This is a genomic window from Geothrix paludis (assembly GCF_022808815.1).
Lineage (GTDB): Bacteria > Acidobacteriota > Holophagae > Holophagales > Holophagaceae > Geothrix > Geothrix paludis.
The window spans coordinates 732,666-747,634 of the sequence record NZ_JAKZLC010000001.1 but is presented as its reverse complement, the minus strand read 5'-3'; the positions used below and the strand labels follow the sequence as shown (position 1 = coordinate 747,634).

Sequence of the window (14,969 nt, the reverse complement as noted above, 5' to 3'; positions counted from 1 at the left end):
GCCCGGGACGGCGATCAAGAGCGTCGGAGGAGACCCAGGGCCCGTCGCAGGTCCGCCCTCATGGCCGCGGGGGAATCCGCGTGGTGGATGCTTCCGTGTCCCGGCAGCACCCAGGCGAAATCGAAGGCGAGCAGCCTTTCCAAACTGTCAAGCTGCCGCGCCCAGCTGTGCCAGTTGTAGGTGCGGGAGGCGGAGAGGCGCCCCTGGACCGGATTCCACCACAGGTGGTCGCCGGTGAAGAGGACGTCCCGGTACAGCAGGCAGACGCTCCCGGCCGTGTGGCCCGGCGTGGGGATGAGGAGCAGGTCCTCCGCCAGCGGGATGGGCTCGTCGCCTTCCACCGGGCGCTCCAGCCCGGTGAAGCCGTCCGCCACGTGCATGATCCGTTCGCACTGGAACCGGGCGTGGTAGGCCGCATGGTCGGCCACATCGTCCTTGTGGCTGAGGACCATCGTTGCGACGCCACCCAGGGTCTCCAGGTTCTTCATGAGCGGCTCGGAGGCCCGGGGGGAGTCCACCAGCACATTGCCCCCGGGCCGCCGGATCAGGTAGCTCCAGGCGCCGAAGCTCTTCTCGCTGGTGTAGCCGCAGAAATAGACATCTTCCGCCACGGGATGCGGGAAGGCCTTCGTCGCGGCGGGAACGTCGGTCCGGTCGTCGGTCCCGATGGATCCCACCGGGCAGGCCACCAGGGCCATGGCGGCCCGCAGGCGCGCCTGCGCATCGCCGGGCTGTGCATGCACCCGCGCGCGGTCCTCGCCGCCCTCGAAGGTCTCTGGGGCGAACTGGTAGCAGGTGCCGCAGTCGATGCAGGTGCGGTCCACGAAAAAGGGGCCTGGGACATTGTCAGCTGGGACATCCGTACGGCGGGCCATGGCGCCTCCCGTGTCCTTGGATGCTAGCGGCCCACCAGACGCATCATCGATTCGGGGTAGCGGGCTCCTGCGGCGGCGCCTGGCGGGAAGAGGCCGCCGAGTTCCACGAGCTCGCCGGGGCAGAGCACGTGGTCCAGGGCTCCCAGGTTCTCGTCCAGGCGATCCCGTCGCTTGGTGCCGGGGATGGGCACGACATCGCCCCCCTGGCCCAGCACCCAGGCCAGCGCCAGCTGAGAGGCAGTGCAGCCCCGGGCGGCGGCCATGTCCTGGAGGCGGGCCACCAGGTCCAGGTTCTTCTGGAAGTTCTCGCCCTGGAAGCGGGGCGAGTTCCGGCGGTAATCGTCCGGCTCGAAGTCCTCGAAGCGCTTGATCTGGCCCGTGAGAAAGCCGCGGCCCAAGGGGCTGTAGGGCACGAGACCCACGCCCAGCTCCCGGCAAGCCTGGAGCAGCCCGCCTTCGGGATCGCGGGTCCACAGGGAATACTCGGATTGCACGGCGCTGATGGGGTGCACCGCGTGCGCCCGCCGCAGGGTGGCGGGGCTCACCTCGGACAGGCCCAGGAAGCGGACCTTCCCGGCCGTCACGAGCTCCGCCATGGCGCCGATGGTGTCCTCAACGGGAACCTCGGGATCCTGCCGGTGCTGGTAGTAGAGGTCGATGACCTCCACGCCCAGGCGCTTCAGGCTGGCGTCGCAGGAGCTGCGGACGTAGTCGGGGCGCCCGCAGACGCCCCGCTTGGCTGGGTCGGCCGGATCGCGCACGATGCCGAACTTGGTGGCGATGACCACCTTGTCCCGCACCGGAGCCAGGGCCTTCCCCACCAGGACCTCGTTGGTGTGGGGGCCGTATACGTCGGCCGTATCGAAGAGGGTGATACCCCGGTCGACGGCGTGGCGGAGGGTGGCCGTGGATTCGGCATCATCGCGGTGGCCGTAGAAGTCCGACATGCCCATGCAGCCGAGGCCGAGGGCCGACACCGTGAGTCCCTGGGTTCCGAGAGTGCGGGTCAGCATGAGGACCTCCTTCACGCTTGAGGTGCAGGGGGAAGGCATACCACCAAGACACCAAGGCACCAAGAACTGCACAAGCAGGCGTGCCTGCTTTTCTTGGTGTCTTTGCGCCTTGGTGGTGAAAGGTATTCCGCCGGGAAATACTGGATGGATCGATTCAGCGGTGCTCGATGACGTCCTTGGCTTCGAACCGCACCTTGGGGATGGCGGCGTACTTGTCGTCCGCCGCGCGGTAGCCCAGGGGGCAGGCGCTGATGGTGGTGTAGCCGGTGCCCTTGAGGCCCAGGATCTCGTCGTACTTGGCGGGCTCGATGCCCTCGAAGGGGCAGGCGTCCACGCCCAGCAGGGCGGCGGAGGTCAGCAGGTTGCCCATGGCGATGTAGGTCTGGCGGGCGGCCCATTCCTGGATGACGGCGTGGCGGGGGCCCTTCACCAGGTCGCCCACCATGTAGCCCTTGTAGCCGGCCAGGCTCTCGGTGGAAACGCCACGCACCTCGGCGATGCGAGCCACGAAGCGGTCCACATCAGCTTCGGTGATGTCCTGCTTCGCGGTGAGCACCACCAGATGGCTGCAATCCTCGACCTGGGACTGGTTCCAGGAGGCGGGGCGCAGCTTGGCCTTGAGGGCTGGGTCGGTGACCACGATGAACTTCCAGGGCTGGAGGCCGTAGCTGGAAGGCGTGAGGATCAATGCTTCCTCGAGGCTCGCCCAGTCTGCGGGAGAGATCTTCCTGGCAGGGTCGAACTTCTTGGTGGCGTACCGCCAGTTCAGCTGTTGGAGCAGGCTGTCGCCTGGAATGATGCTCACGGTTACCTCGGATTCAGATGTGGGAATGAGCTTCAGATGGACCGCTGGATGCGGGTCCGCAGCTGGTCGATGGGCATGGAGCCTACGATCCGGTCGATCGGTTCGCCATCCTTGAAGATCACCAGGGTCGGCATGCTGAGGACGTCGTACTGCTCGGAGAGGGGGGTGAAATCGTCCACGTTCAGTTTGGCGAAACGGACCTTGCCCGCGAGCTCCGCGGCCAGAGTCTCGGTGAGGGGAGCCAGCTCGCGGCAGGGCGCGCACCAGGGGGCCCAGAAGTCCACCACCGTGTAGCCATGGGCGACGCCCTCGGTGAAGGTCTGGTCGGTCAGGTGCTGGATGAGATCGGACATTCGGAGGCTCCTGCGGGACCCCTCCAGGTTAACGGATCTGGAGGGGTTCCCGGTCATGACAATCGCTTCGGCCTCGCCGTGGCCTTCGTCAGGCGCCCTTGGCCCAGCGCACGGAGGCTTCGGCCAGGCGCTGACCCAGGCGCATCGCGCTCCTGCGGTCCGCCTCGTTGGGCTCGACCTCAGGGGCCACCTGGCCGGCCTGGGCCATCAGGCCGCTGAAGCTGCCCAGGCGGTTGATGCCCTCCTCGCTGCCGGGCAGGTCCGCCGTGCCGATCCACACCATGCCGTGTTGCATGGCGAAGATCATCAGCGACTGGAGGGTGTTCAGCTTGTCGCCGCTGGGGCTGCCGCTGATGGTGAATCCGGCCGCCAGCTTGTCCTTCCACTTGCGCTCGTACCAGGGCTTGGAGCTGGCGTCCATGAAGGTCTTGAAAGGGCCGCTCACGTTGCCCATGTAGGTGGGGCTGCCGAAGACGATGGCATCCGCCGCCTCCAGGTCCCCCCAGTGCGCCTCGATTTCCTCGACGGGGATGAGCGTGGCCTTGGCGCCAGGCACGGTCTCGGCGCCGGCCTTGACCTGCTCGGCCAGCACCTTGGTGTGGCCGTAGCCGCTGTGGAACACGATGGAGATCTGGGTCATCTTTGGCTCCTATCTGGACGATTGCATTCAATCCGCCCGTGACCCAAACTTAGGAAGCTTACATTCCAAAAGAAAGTAGGCACTATTTCGGAAGGTAGGAACCCCATGGTTCGTAAAGCCTGCTCCCTCGAACCCAATGTCCTCAGCGCCCAGTGCCCCACGCGTCAGGCTCTGGACCTCATCGCGGACAAGTGGACCACTCTGCTCATCTACCTGCTCGCGAAGGGGAAGCAGCGCTACGGTGACCTGCACCGCCAGGTGGGCGGCATCAGCCAGAAGATGCTGACGCAGACCTTGCGAAAGCTCGAGCGGGACGGACTCGTGTCGCGGCATGTCTATCCGGAGGTTCCGCCTCGCACGGAGTACGAGCTGACGAAGCTGGGCCACACGCTGATCGGACCCCTGGGCGCCCTGTGCGAGTGGGCCGGCACACACCTGTCCGAGCTGGAGCAGGCCCGCAAGCGCTACGACCACCTGCAGAAGAAGCCCTCGCTCAGCGCCTGACGCTGTCCGGGGGAAGGTCCTCCGGGGAGTCCAGGTCGCGGGCGCCTTCGGAGAAGGGGAGGCCCTGCGTGGCTTCGCGCAGGAGGATGGCCTTGGCGCCGCGATCTCCGCGCAGAGCCAGCAATTCCGGGAAGCAGCGCCGGGGCAGTACCGCCGGGATGCCGAGGGTGCCCGCGTAGGCGCAGGCCGCGGGGCGGTCAGGACCGGTGGCGGCCAGGGCCAGGAGGCGGCGCAGATGGGAGGCGTCCACGGCGGGCTGGTCCACCGTGAGGAGAAGGACGGCCGGAGCCTCCGGCGGCAGGACGGCGATGCCCGCCCGGATGGAGCTGGCCATGCCTTCCGCGGCCTCGGGGTTGATGACGGGCAGCACGGCGAGGCCCTCGAGTCTCGGATCCCAGTCCCCCACCACGGCGATCACCGGGCTGCATCCGGCTTCCAGGGCCGTCCGCGCGGCGCGACGCAGGAGGGTCTCGCCCTCGAAGGGCAACAGGGCCTTGGGGCCGCCCATGCGACGGCCCGCGCCCGCGGCGAGGATGATGGCGGCGGTCACTGGGCCGACACGGTGGTGCGCGTCGCGCGCAAGGAGCCGCCGGTGCGGCCCTGGAAGGAGGCCTGGATCTCTGCCAGCACCGCCAGGGCGATGGTTTCTGGATCCTCCGCACCCAGGTCCAGGCCCACGGGACTGTGCAGGCGCTCGCCGGGGAAGATGCCTTCCGCGGCGAGCTCCTCGCGGATCTTCGCGCTGCGGGCGCGGCTGCCCATGAGGCCGAGGTAGCCGGCTCCGGAGGCCGCCAGCGCGCGCAGGGCCTCCAGATCTTTCAGGTAGTTGTGGGTCATGAGGACCACGGCGCTGCGCACGTCCAGCCCCAGCCCAGGGATCCGCTGAGCCGGGTGTCCCGACAGGACCGCGTCCGCCTCGGGGAAGCGCTCGGGCCGGGCGAAGGCTGGGCGGTGGTCCAGAAGGCTCACGCTCCAACCCAGCTCCTTGGCCATCCGAACCAGGGGCCGGCTGTCGTCGCTGGCGCCCAGGATCCAGAGGGAGATAACCGGGTTGAAGGTCTCGGCGAAGCCGGACGCTGGCGCGTCCGGCTGGGGGGGGATGCTGCGCATCCCCAAGCGATCAGGGGTCAGATCGGTGTGGAGCGTGAGGGAGGTTCGCGAACGTTGAGCTTGCTCGACCCAGGTCAGCCACTCGGGCGGTGCGGCGGGATCGAGGCGCTCCACCAGGATGTCCAGCAGGCCTTCGCAGCCGCTGCCGCTGCCCCAGACGAGGTCGGTGTCGCCCCGCAGATCGTAGCGGAGTAGGCGGGGCTGGCCGTCGGCGAGGGCCTCCCGGGCCCGGGCCATGACTTCGCCTTCCAGGCAGCCGCCGCTGAGGGAGCCGCGCAGCACCTCCTGCCCGTCCGTCAGCAGCCGGGAGCCGGGGCGGCGGTAGCTGGAGCCTTCGACGCGGACCAGCGTGGCCAGGGCCACGGGAGTTCCGCGGCCCCGGACAATGACCAGGATGTCCTGGAGTTCTTTGTGCATGGATGGATTATGCCCCGCGATCAGGCCTTGCGCAGCGCCGGGGGGAGGAGCGGCAGGCTGCGCAGGCGCTTGCCGGTGGCCGCGAACACCGCATTGACCACGGCGGGCGCCAGGGGCGGCAGGCCCGGCTCGCCCACGCCGCCGGGCGGCAACTCGCTGGGCACGATATGGACCTCCACCTTGGGCATGGACGGGAGCAGCAGGATGGGGTGCTCCGCGAAGCTGGAGGCGGTCACCCGGCCATCCTTGAGGGTGATCTCGTCGTGGAGGGCCGCGCTGAGACCAAAGGCGATGCCGCCCTCCATCTGGGCCTTCACGTTCCCGGGGTTCAGCGCCATGCCGCAGTCCACGGCGCAGACCATGCGGTGGACGCGGATGCCGCCGCCCGCCTTGGCTTCCACCTCTGCGACCTGGGCCACGTAGGTGCCGCACTCCAGGTAGGCGTGAGCCGCGATGCCGTGGCCCCAGCCCTTGGGCAGCTTGCGGGTGTGCCACCCGGCCTTGGCCGCGGCCAGCTCCAGCACGGCGCGGTAGCGAGCGGGATCGAAGGTGTGCTGGCCCAGCTTCTGGGGCGCCTTCGGGAGGTGCGCCAGCCGGAAGGCCAGGGGATCCTTGCCGGCGGCATGGGCCAGCTCGTCCAGGAAGGATTCGGTGACGAAGGGATTGAAGCTCGCGGGCACGGCCCGCCAGAACCAGATGGGCACCGGCGTGTCGCTCTGGCCCCATTCCACATGCAGGTTCGGGATGTCGTAGGGCAGATCCGCGGCGCCCGACAGCTCCACGGCTTCAGGGGGCCAGGGGAAGTGGTTGGAGGCGGCGATGGAGGGACCCACGAACCGGTGCGCCCAGGCCACGGGGCGGCCCTGGGTGTCCAGACCCGCCTCCAGTTCGTGCAGGGTGGCGGGACGGTAGCCGTCGTGCTGGAAATCGTCGGGGCGCGTCCACTGAGCCTTCACGGGGGCGCCGACGGCCTTGGAGCAGGCCACGGCGTCGAGGATGAAGTCGGCCATGGCCCGGCGCCCGAAGCCGCCGCCCGCCAGGGTGACCTGGACCTCGATGTGGTCCGCTTTCAGGCCCGTGAGTTTTTCCACGAGGGGAAGGATCCAGCCTGGGGCCTGGGTGGGGGCCCAGATCATGCAGCGGTCAGGCTTCACATCCGCCACGGCCACCATGGGCTCCATGGTCGCGTGGGCCAGGAACGGCGCGTCGTAGGTGGCCTTGATGCGCTTGGCGGCCTTCGGCAGGGCTTGGGCGGCATCGCCAACCTGACGCACCACCTTGCCGGGCGTCTTCAGCCGCTCCTCGTACTGCTTCCGGATGGAGGCGCTGTCCATCTTGGCGGCCGGCCCCTCGTCCCACTGGACCTTCAGCGCCTCACGGCCCGAGAAGGCGGCCCAGGTGTCCTCGCCGAAGACCGCCACACCGCTGGGCACCTCCAGCACCTGCTTCACGCCGGGCACCTTCAGGGTGGCGGAGGCGTCGAAGGACTTCACCTTCCCGCCGAACACCGGGCAGCGCTCGATGCTGGCCACGAGCATGCCCGGAATGTGTATGTCCGTGGCGAACTGGGCCCTGCCGGTCACGATGTCAGGGCCATCCAGGCGCCGCGCGTCCTTGCCGAGGATCCGGAAGTCCTTGGGCGCCTTCAGCGGCGGCTCCGGCGGCGGCGAGAGCTTGCCAGCCCGGGCCACCAGGTCGCCATAGGCCAGGCTCCGCTTCGTGGACGGGTGCTGGATTCGGCCGTCCCGGGCGAGGCACTCGGAGGTGGCTACGCCCCAGGTGTCTGCGGCGGCCTGGAGGAGCATCTCCCGGGCCTGGGCGCCCACCTTCCGCAGGGCCATCGTCGTGGACAGGGTGGTCTGGCTGCCGCCGGTGACGCCGAGATCGCCGAATCTCGGCGCGGTGGAGGCCTGGAGGATCTTCACGCGGGACCAGTCCGCCTCGAGTTCTTCGGCGATGGCCATGGCCATGCTGGTGCGGACGCCCTGGCCCATTTCCGTGCGCGTGGCCCAGATGGTGACGGAGCCGTCCGGGTCGATGCGGAGCATGCCACTGGGCTGGAAGGCGGATTCCGGGGCCTGGGCCGTCGCGCCCTTCAGCCGCACCGGCAGGGCGAAGGCCAGGGTCAGGGCGCCGGTGGTCTTGAGGAAGTCACGGCGGGTGGTGCTCATGGGGCCACCTCCTTTCGCTGGCCCGCGGCCCGGTGGATGGCCTCGCGGATGCGCAGGTAGGTGCCGCAGCGGCAGACGTTCTCGCCCATGGCCTGGTCGATGTCGCGGTCCGTGGGCTTGGGATGCTTGGCCAGCAGGGCCGCGGCGGTCATGATCTGGCCCGTCTGGCAGTAGCCGCACTGGGCGACGTCCACCTCGATCCAGGCCTTCTGCAGTGGATGGGTGCCATGGGGGTCCAGGCCTTCGATGGTGGTGATGCGCTTCGTGCCGACGTCGCTCACCGGCGTCACGCAGGACCGCACGGCCTCCCCGCCCAGGTGGACGGTGCAGGCGCCGCAGAGGCCCTGCCCGCATCCGAACTTGGTGCCTGTGAGCTTGATGCGGTCGCGGAGCACCCACAGCAGGGGCATGTCCGGGGATGCTTCGACCGTATAGGACTGGCCGTTGACCGAGAGCGTGTACTCCGCCATGGGCACCTCCATCTGGGATGGCGGCCCCCATGCTACGCCTTTTCTCTGGCGAGGGTGCGATATGAAAAATTAGATCAATCCATCCTCAATGGGAACTTTCCGGATCCGCTTCTCCGTGGCCGCGAAGACCGCGTTCAGCACCGCCGGAATGGCCACCGGCACCGGGGGCTCGCCCATGCCGGAGGGGGCCTCGGCGCTGGGGATCACATGGGTCTCGACCACAGGCATGTCCGCCAGGCGGAGCACGGGGAAGTCGTGGTAGCCCGTCTGGACCGTGCGGCCCTTCTCCCATGTGATCTGGGAGAACAAGGCGGAGAGGCCGAAGGCGATGCCGCCCTCCACCTGGGCCTCCAGCCCCGCGGGGTTCACCGCCAGGCCGCAGTCCACGGCGCAGGTCACCTTGTGGACCTTGAGCCGACCCTTCACCACGGAAACCTCAGCCACCTCGGCGGCGTAGGTGCGGCCGTCGTAGGCGTGGCAGGCGAGGCCCAGGCCGTGGCCCGCAGGCAGCTTGCGGCCCCAGCCGGCCTTGGTGGCAGCCACCTCCAGCACCTTCTTCAGGCGCCGGATGTCGGCCTCGTCCCGGCCGAACTTGACGATGCCGCGGTCACCCAGCAGGTCCAGGCGGAAGCGGAGCGGGTCCTTGCCGAGCGCGTGGGCCACTTCGTCCAGGAAGCACTCCCGGGCGAAGACGTTCGGCACGATCTGGATGCCGCGCCACCATCCCAGGGGCGTGGGCGCCTCCACCTCCGCGAAATCCACCGCGACGGCGGGGATGGCGTAGGGGATGTCGTAGGCACCGTTGGTCTCCGTGGCGGCCTGCGAGGGCGCCTTCTGGCCCCCGGTCCAGGAGCGCAGCACGGCGGGACCGGCGATGCGATGGGTCCAGGCCGCGAGGGCACCCGCACCGTCGATCCCAGCCTTGAGGCGATGGAGCGTCGCGGGGTGGTGGAGGTCGTGGCGCAGATCGTCCTCCCGGTCCCACACCACTTGGATGGGCCCGCCCCCGGCGGCCTGCGCCACCTGGGCGGCCTCGGTGCTGAAGTCCGTGCCGAGCCGGCGCCCGAAGCCGCCGCCGATGAGGGCGACGTTCAACTTCAGCTGCTCCGGCTTGAGGCCCAGGGCGGTGGCGGCCCGCTCCTGGGCCCGGTTCGGTGACTGGCTGCCCATCCACATCTCTGCCGCGCCCTCGCTCAGGGCGGTCGTGGCGTTCATGGGCTCCACAGTGGCGTGGGCCTGGTAGGGGAAGCTGTACTCCGCCTCCAGCACCTTGGCCGCGGCGGCCAGGGCCTTGGCGGGATCGCCTTCACGGCGGGCGTCGTCGGCGGGCCCCGTGAGGGCCGCTCGCATCTTGGCCTCGAGCGCAGGGGAACTGAAGTCCCGCGCGGCGCCCTCTTCCCAGGTGGTCGTGGCGGCCAGCGCGTCCCGGCCCTTGAAGGCGGCCCAGGTGCTGTCCGCGATGACGGCGAGGCCCGTGGGCACCTTCACCACGGCCTTCACGCCCTGCACAGCCTTGGCCTTGGCTTCATCCCAGGCCTTCGGTTGCCCTCCGATCACGGCGCAGCGCAGCACGGCGGCGAATCGCTGGCCCGGGCGGCGCACGTCGAGGCCGAAGATCGCCTTGCCGGTGACGATGGCGGGGCCGTCGAAACGGGGCGTGCGCTTGCCGACCAGGCGGTAGTCCGCGGCCTTCTTCAAGGGGGCGTCCTTCGGCACAGGCAGCTTCGCCGCGGCTTCGGCGAGGTCGCCATAGCCGAGCTTCTTCCCGTCAGGTCCCAGTACGAACCCTTTCTCTGTACGGCACTGGGCGGCTTCCACCTTCCACCGGGCGGCAGCGGCAGCCTTGAGCATCTCGCGGGCGGCCGCTCCGGCTTTGCGCAGGGGCGTCCAGGTGGTGCTCACGCTGGTGCTCCCGCCAGTCTGCATGGACTTGAAATCCGGGCCGGGCTGGCCGGTGACGACCTCGACCTTGGACCAGTCGAGGTCCAGTTCCTCGGCCACGGCCAGGGGCAGGGCCGTGCGCACGCCTTGGCCCATCTCCGTCTTGGGCACGGTGACCTGCGCCGTGCCATCGGGGCGGATGGCCAGGAAGGCGTTGGGATGGAAGACGGTCTTGGCGGTCTCTCCGGGCCGGGGCTTGGCTTCGAGGTGGAATCCGAGCACGAGCCCCGCGCCGGCGCCGGCCACCTTCAGGAAGTCGCGGCGGCTGGTCATTTCACACCTCCGGCGGCGCGCTTGACGGCTTTCCGGATGCGGGGATAGGTGCCGCAGCGGCAGACGTGGTCGGCGAAGGCCTCGTCGATGTCGTGGTCCGAGGGATGGGCCTTGCGCTTGAGCAGGGCAGCCGCGCTCATGATCATGCCTGGCTGGCAGTAGCCGCACTGGGCCACGTCCTCGGCGATCCAGGCCTTCTGCACGGGATGGGAGCCATCCTTCGACAGGCCCTCCACGGTGACGACCGCGTGTCCGGTGGCCTCCTTCAGGCTCGTCTGGCAGGACTTCACGGCCTTGCCGTCCAGGTGGACGGTGCAGGCGCCGCAGACGCCCTGGCCGCACCCGAACTTGGTGCCGGTGAGGCCGAGGGTGTCCCGGAGGACCCAGAGAAGCGGCGTGTCAGCGTCGGCGTCCACGGTGCGGGCGCGGCCGTTCACGGTGAGCTGGTAGGCGGGCATGGCAGCTCCCTCAAATATCGTGTGGCGAGGCTTCCACCCTACGCCGCCGGAGACCTGGCTGCAACGGTGGGCCTGTCACCTGGCGCACCAGGGGTGGGGTGACGCTATGCTGGGGAACCCCCCCTGGAGACCCTCCGATGCGACCCTTGATCGCCGCCCTCCTGTCCTTCGCCGCCTTGGCCCTGAGCGCGGGCCCCAAGCCCCAGGTGAAGCTCACCACGTCCATGGGCGTGATCGTCATGGAGCTGGAGCCGGAGGCCGCGCCCCGGACCGTGGAGAACTTCCTGAAGTACGTGAAGAAGGGCCAGTACAACGGCACCATCTTCCACCGCGTCATTCCCGGGTTCATGATCCAGGGCGGCGGCTACGTGGACTACCTCGGGAAGAAGCGCACCGATGCCTCCATTCCCAACGAGGCTGACCGTGCCCTGGCGGCGGGGCTCAAGAACAAGCGGGGCACCGTGGCCATGGCGCGGACCCCGGATCCCCACAGCGCCGCCGCGGAGTTCTTCATCAACGTGGTGGACAATCCTTCCCTGGACTTCAAGGGCAAGGCCAACGACAAGACATGGGGCTACTGCGTCTTCGGAAGGGTCGTGAAGGGCATGGACGTGGTGGACCGCATCAAGGCCGTGAAGACCAGCAACAAGCGCAGCGACTTCCTGAACCTGCCGGTGAAGCCGGTGCTCATCAAGGAAGCGGTGCAGATCCAATGACGGCCAGGGCTTCCGCAGGAGCGGCCAGCTTCCGCAGGCTGCGTTCGAGCCGTCGGCGGTAGCGGGGCCGCAGGTCGGTGCCCGAGGGCTCGAACTGGGCCCGATCCCAATCGAGAACCAGGGCACCGCCGCCGGGAGGCAGGAGGATGTTGGTGGCGTTCAGATCAGGTGACCACAGGCCCCACTCGCCAAGCGCGGCGATGGCGCGCCGGATGTCCCCGGCCCGCTCGAGGCTCAGGTCCCACCGACGCGGCCAGGCTTCGCCTTCGGCCAGCCGCGTGAAGAGCACGCCTTCCACTCCGAGCCCGCTGGGGCGCCACGCATAGCCGAGCGGCTCCACGGTGGGGAAGCCGGCCTCCCAGAGACCGCGATGGACCGCGTGCTCCGCGGCGAACCGGAGGTGGGTGCGGTAGGTCCGTTCGTTCAGGTGGCGCAGGAGGCCGCCGCGGCGGTAGGGGCGCATCACCAGGTTGCCGACGCGCAGGATCCCCCCTCGGCCGAAGGCGCCTTCCAGGGGGACGGCCTCGCCGGTGATGAGCTGTCCACCCGGCGTACAGATGCGCCAGCCGCCGCCCAGACCGGGCAGGTCGAGGTTGATGCGGCAGCCCAGCGGCTTGAGCGGCTTGCCGGGTTCGTACGGCCAGGAGGCCGGCAGGGGAGGGACGATGTAAGGGTCATGGATCATGTGGATTCCAGCTTGGCGGGTCCGCAGGTGGAAGGCAAAGGATGTGTCTTGATGACAGTGGGAACGAGCCCGGCGACAGCTGTCAACTGCCGCTGCATACGGGAACCTGCCACCAAAAATCAGCACGGACCCAAGTGGCTTGAGATGGAAGGAATTCTCCTGGATTGCAGTCGCGCTTCCCACAAAGGATGTGGAAATCCCATCACCTCTTCCCGGTAACCCGGTGAATTCTTTCTCGATTTCTGCACGCCCATCCAGATGGGGTTTCATCGGCGCATCCGGGTCGGCGTCACTATTCTGGAGTCGTGGACGCGCGCACTCACCATCCCTCCATCCCCGCCGAGGCCCTGGCCCGGCAGGCCCGGCTCTCGGCGCTTCTGGCCGCCATGGAGCAGGGATCGGCAAGCCGCGAGCCATCCGCTCTCCGGGCCCTTCAGGATGCCTTGCGTGGAGCGCACGCCGATCCGGCAGCCCTCGTCCAATCTCTGGTGGAAGACGATCTGATCGAAGAAGGGGCGTGCCTGGTTCGCGCCGATCGGCAGCGTTCAAACCCGCAACACCTCCAGCAGATCTCCGCGCTCCTGACGCCCCTGGCGGCCAGGGCCCAGAAGCGCCGCGAAGCGACATGGCAACTCGACACCCGGCGTGCCTGCGTGCGCGTGGGCTATGCGAAAGAGGGTGAGGCCATCGACTTCGATGAGGGCGAGGTGCATGCGATCCTCCTCCAGGCCTTCCGCCTGGAGGGAATCCGGCTGGCGCTGGACCTCGGCAAGCGACCCCGCCCCGCGCTGCATCTCGAATTGCCGGTTCCATCCGGCGCGGGCGGCCTCTGCGAGTGGGCCGAGGTGGTCTTCCGGGTGGAACCCGCGGAGCCACCCGAGGCTCTGATGTCAGCCCTGAACGACCGCCTTCCGGAAGGCCTGCGGATCCACCGCTGGGAGTCCCATCCCCCGTACGCCTCGTCGCTGGCCGATCTCGCCGAGGCTTCCCATTGGCGTTGGACCTGCCCGGCGGACCGGGCGGACGACGCCAGGAAGCGGACCGGGGCCTTCCTGTCCGCGACGGAATGGCTCTGGGAGAAAGAGGGGCGGATCGAGGGGCGCAAGCAGGTCAAGCCGTTGGATCTGCGGCCGCTGGTGATGGAACTGCGGTGGGAGGGGGACGTCCTCATCAGCACGACTCGCACCAGGAGTTCCGAACCAGGCAACCCCCTGAAGATCCATGCGGCCATTCTGGGGCTCGAACCCGCGGCCCTTCGGGGTCTCATGCGTCAGGTCCTGGACCTGAAGCCCGACCCGCGCCTGGCCCAGGCAGACCGTTTCGAGCCCAAGCTCAAGAACATGTACGAGGACGCGGTGCTGCTCGGCGGCGGCTCCAACATCACCCTGGTGGACGAGGATGATGACGAGCCGATCCAGCTAGGCTGAACCGGCCTCCTTGCTGATGGCCAGCAGCAGCCCCAGGCAGACCAGGCTGGCGATGAGGCTGTTGGGGCCGAAGGAGATGAAGGGGAGGGGGATGCCCTTGTTGGGGGCGAGGGACAGCACCACGCTCATGTTCATCAGGGCCTGCACCACCAGCAGCAGCACGAAGCCCATGGCGCACAACTTCAGGAACGGGTCGTTCACGCGCCGGGCGATGCGATGGCCACGCCAAAGGATCGCGAGGAAGAGCGTGAGGATCGCCACGGTGCCGATCAGGCCGGCCTCCTCGGCGATCACTGCGTAGATGAAGTCCGTGTGCGCCTCGGGCAGGAAGAAGAGCTTCTGCTTGCCGCCGCCGAGCCCCACACCCATGAAGCCGCCGTTGCCGACAGCCACGAGGCTCTGGAGCGCCTGGTGCCCCTTGCCGAGAGGATCCGCCGATGGATTGAGGAAGCTCGTCACCCGGGCGAGACGGTAGGGCGACAGCACCACGAAGGCGGTCCCCAGCGCGCCCAGGATGGGGATGGCCACGGCGAAGATCCACTTGGGGGCACCACCGAGGAACACCACCATCAACGTCACGAAGACGATGAGGAACGATGTCCCGAAGTCAGGCTCGCGCAGGATGAGGGCCAAGGGGACCAGCATGATGCCGGCCAGGCCCAGGAGCTTGGGCAGGGCGTCGCGATGGTTCGACCAGGCCTCGCGGTGGCGCACCATCCATCCGGCGGCGAGAAGCACGGACAGTGGCTTGAACAGCTCCGAGGGCTGGAGGCTCATGGCCCCCAGCCGGATCCAGCGGTGGGCGCCGTTGACCTTGGGGCCGAAGAAGAGCACCGCCACCAGCAGGAGCACCAGGATTCCATAGACGATCTGGAGCGGGCGGGAATGGTCCTGGAGCGGCGCCAGGTCCACCTGGGAGAGCGCCAGCATGAAGGCGATGCCGATGACGCCGCCCATGAGCTGCCGGGTCAGGAAGGCGGTGGCCGCCGCGTGGTTCTGGGAAGCCTTGATGGCGGAGGCGGAGTAGATCCACACCATGCCGACCGCCACCAGCGCGAGCGCGAACAGCACCAGCCAGCGGTCGACGGGGCGGCGGACATCCGGGGCCATG

General features: G+C 68.8%; 16 protein-coding genes. 3 read left to right on the top strand and 13 right to left on the bottom strand.

The features are described from left to right. Positions 1-14: 14 nt before the first annotated feature. The 5 genes from MLE64_RS03470 to MLE64_RS03450 form a co-directional block, all read right to left on the bottom strand. Positions 15-875 carry an MBL fold metallo-hydrolase gene (locus MLE64_RS03470; RefSeq protein ID WP_243315973.1) on the bottom strand — a complete coding sequence of 287 codons (861 nt, stop codon included), beginning with the start codon at positions 873-875 and terminating at the stop codon, positions 15-17. Between the two features lie 23 nt (positions 876-898). Then, positions 899-1,888 carry an aldo/keto reductase gene (locus MLE64_RS03465; RefSeq protein ID WP_243315969.1) on the bottom strand — a complete coding sequence of 330 codons (990 nt, stop codon included), beginning with the start codon at positions 1,886-1,888 and terminating at the stop codon, positions 899-901. A 154-nt stretch (positions 1,889-2,042) separates the two neighbouring features. Beyond that, a complete protein-coding gene (locus tag MLE64_RS03460) occupies positions 2,043-2,693 on the bottom strand; it encodes an NAD(P)H-dependent oxidoreductase (RefSeq protein WP_243315967.1) in 651 nt (216 codons plus the stop codon). Between the two features lie 32 nt (positions 2,694-2,725). Continuing rightward, positions 2,726-3,046, bottom strand: a complete 321-nt coding sequence (gene trxA, locus MLE64_RS03455) for a thioredoxin (RefSeq protein WP_243286053.1) — start codon at positions 3,044-3,046, stop codon at positions 2,726-2,728. Between the two features lie 88 nt (positions 3,047-3,134). Continuing rightward, entirely contained in the window at positions 3,135-3,686 is a 552-nt protein-coding gene (locus MLE64_RS03450; protein ID WP_243315965.1) for a flavodoxin family protein, read from the bottom strand. Positions 3,687-3,791: 105 nt separating this feature from the next. Here MLE64_RS03450 and MLE64_RS03445 point away from each other — a divergent pair, with 105 nt between their 5' ends. Continuing rightward, positions 3,792-4,190 (top strand): winged helix-turn-helix transcriptional regulator, encoded by a 399-nt coding sequence (locus MLE64_RS03445; RefSeq protein WP_243315963.1) that lies wholly within the window; start codon positions 3,792-3,794, stop codon positions 4,188-4,190. Here the strand turns inward: MLE64_RS03445 and MLE64_RS03440 are convergent. The 6 genes from MLE64_RS03440 to MLE64_RS03415 all read right to left on the bottom strand — a co-directional run bounded on the left by MLE64_RS03440 (position 4,180) and on the right by MLE64_RS03415 (position 11,030). Further along, complete coding sequence (locus tag MLE64_RS03440; RefSeq protein ID WP_243315961.1) at positions 4,180-4,740, bottom strand: nucleotidyltransferase family protein; 561 nt, start codon at positions 4,738-4,740, stop codon at positions 4,180-4,182. The two genes, MLE64_RS03445 and MLE64_RS03440, sit on opposite strands and share 11 nt — an antisense overlap. Further along, the gene (locus MLE64_RS03435; RefSeq protein WP_243315959.1) at positions 4,737-5,717 is read right to left on the bottom strand and encodes an XdhC family protein; all 981 of its coding nucleotides are present in this window, start codon (positions 5,715-5,717) and stop codon (positions 4,737-4,739) included. The genes MLE64_RS03440 and MLE64_RS03435 overlap by 4 nt, the downstream gene beginning before the upstream one ends. A 20-nt stretch (positions 5,718-5,737) precedes the next feature. Further along, the gene (locus tag MLE64_RS03430; protein ID WP_243315957.1) at positions 5,738-7,888 is read right to left on the bottom strand and encodes a xanthine dehydrogenase family protein molybdopterin-binding subunit; all 2,151 of its coding nucleotides are present in this window, start codon (positions 7,886-7,888) and stop codon (positions 5,738-5,740) included. Continuing rightward, positions 7,885-8,358: a (2Fe-2S)-binding protein gene (locus tag MLE64_RS03425; protein WP_243315955.1), complete on the bottom strand. Its 474-nt coding sequence runs from the start codon at positions 8,356-8,358 to the stop codon at positions 7,885-7,887. The genes MLE64_RS03430 and MLE64_RS03425 overlap by 4 nt, the downstream gene beginning before the upstream one ends. Before the next feature lie 69 nt (positions 8,359-8,427). Further along, positions 8,428-10,572: a xanthine dehydrogenase family protein molybdopterin-binding subunit gene (locus tag MLE64_RS03420; protein WP_243315953.1), complete on the bottom strand. Its 2,145-nt coding sequence runs from the start codon at positions 10,570-10,572 to the stop codon at positions 8,428-8,430. Then, a complete protein-coding gene (locus MLE64_RS03415) occupies positions 10,569-11,030 on the bottom strand; it encodes a (2Fe-2S)-binding protein (protein WP_243315951.1) in 462 nt (153 codons plus the stop codon). The genes MLE64_RS03420 and MLE64_RS03415 overlap by 4 nt, the downstream gene beginning before the upstream one ends. 137 nt (positions 11,031-11,167) lie before the next feature. Between MLE64_RS03415 and MLE64_RS03410 the strand changes: the two genes are divergently transcribed. Then, on the top strand, positions 11,168-11,746 hold the full coding sequence (locus MLE64_RS03410) for a peptidylprolyl isomerase (protein ID WP_341482253.1): 579 nt from the start codon (positions 11,168-11,170) through the stop codon (positions 11,744-11,746). On the opposite strand, the gene MLE64_RS03405 is transcribed toward MLE64_RS03410, so the two are convergent. Beyond that, the gene (locus MLE64_RS03405) at positions 11,721-12,431 is read right to left on the bottom strand and encodes a lipopolysaccharide kinase InaA family protein (RefSeq protein ID WP_243315948.1); all 711 of its coding nucleotides are present in this window, start codon (positions 12,429-12,431) and stop codon (positions 11,721-11,723) included. The two genes, MLE64_RS03410 and MLE64_RS03405, sit on opposite strands and share 26 nt — an antisense overlap. Positions 12,432-12,736: 305 nt before the next feature. Between MLE64_RS03405 and MLE64_RS03400 the strand changes: the two genes are divergently transcribed. Next, positions 12,737-13,858 carry a TIGR03936 family radical SAM-associated protein gene (locus MLE64_RS03400; protein WP_243315945.1) on the top strand — a complete coding sequence of 374 codons (1,122 nt, stop codon included), beginning with the start codon at positions 12,737-12,739 and terminating at the stop codon, positions 13,856-13,858. Here the strand turns inward: MLE64_RS03400 and ftsW are convergent. Then, positions 13,850-14,968, bottom strand: coding sequence for a putative lipid II flippase FtsW (ftsW, locus tag MLE64_RS03395; protein ID WP_243315943.1), 1,119 nt, complete (start codon positions 14,966-14,968; stop codon positions 13,850-13,852). The genes MLE64_RS03400 and ftsW overlap by 9 nt on opposite strands. Between the last annotated feature and the right edge of the window lies 1 nt (position 14,969).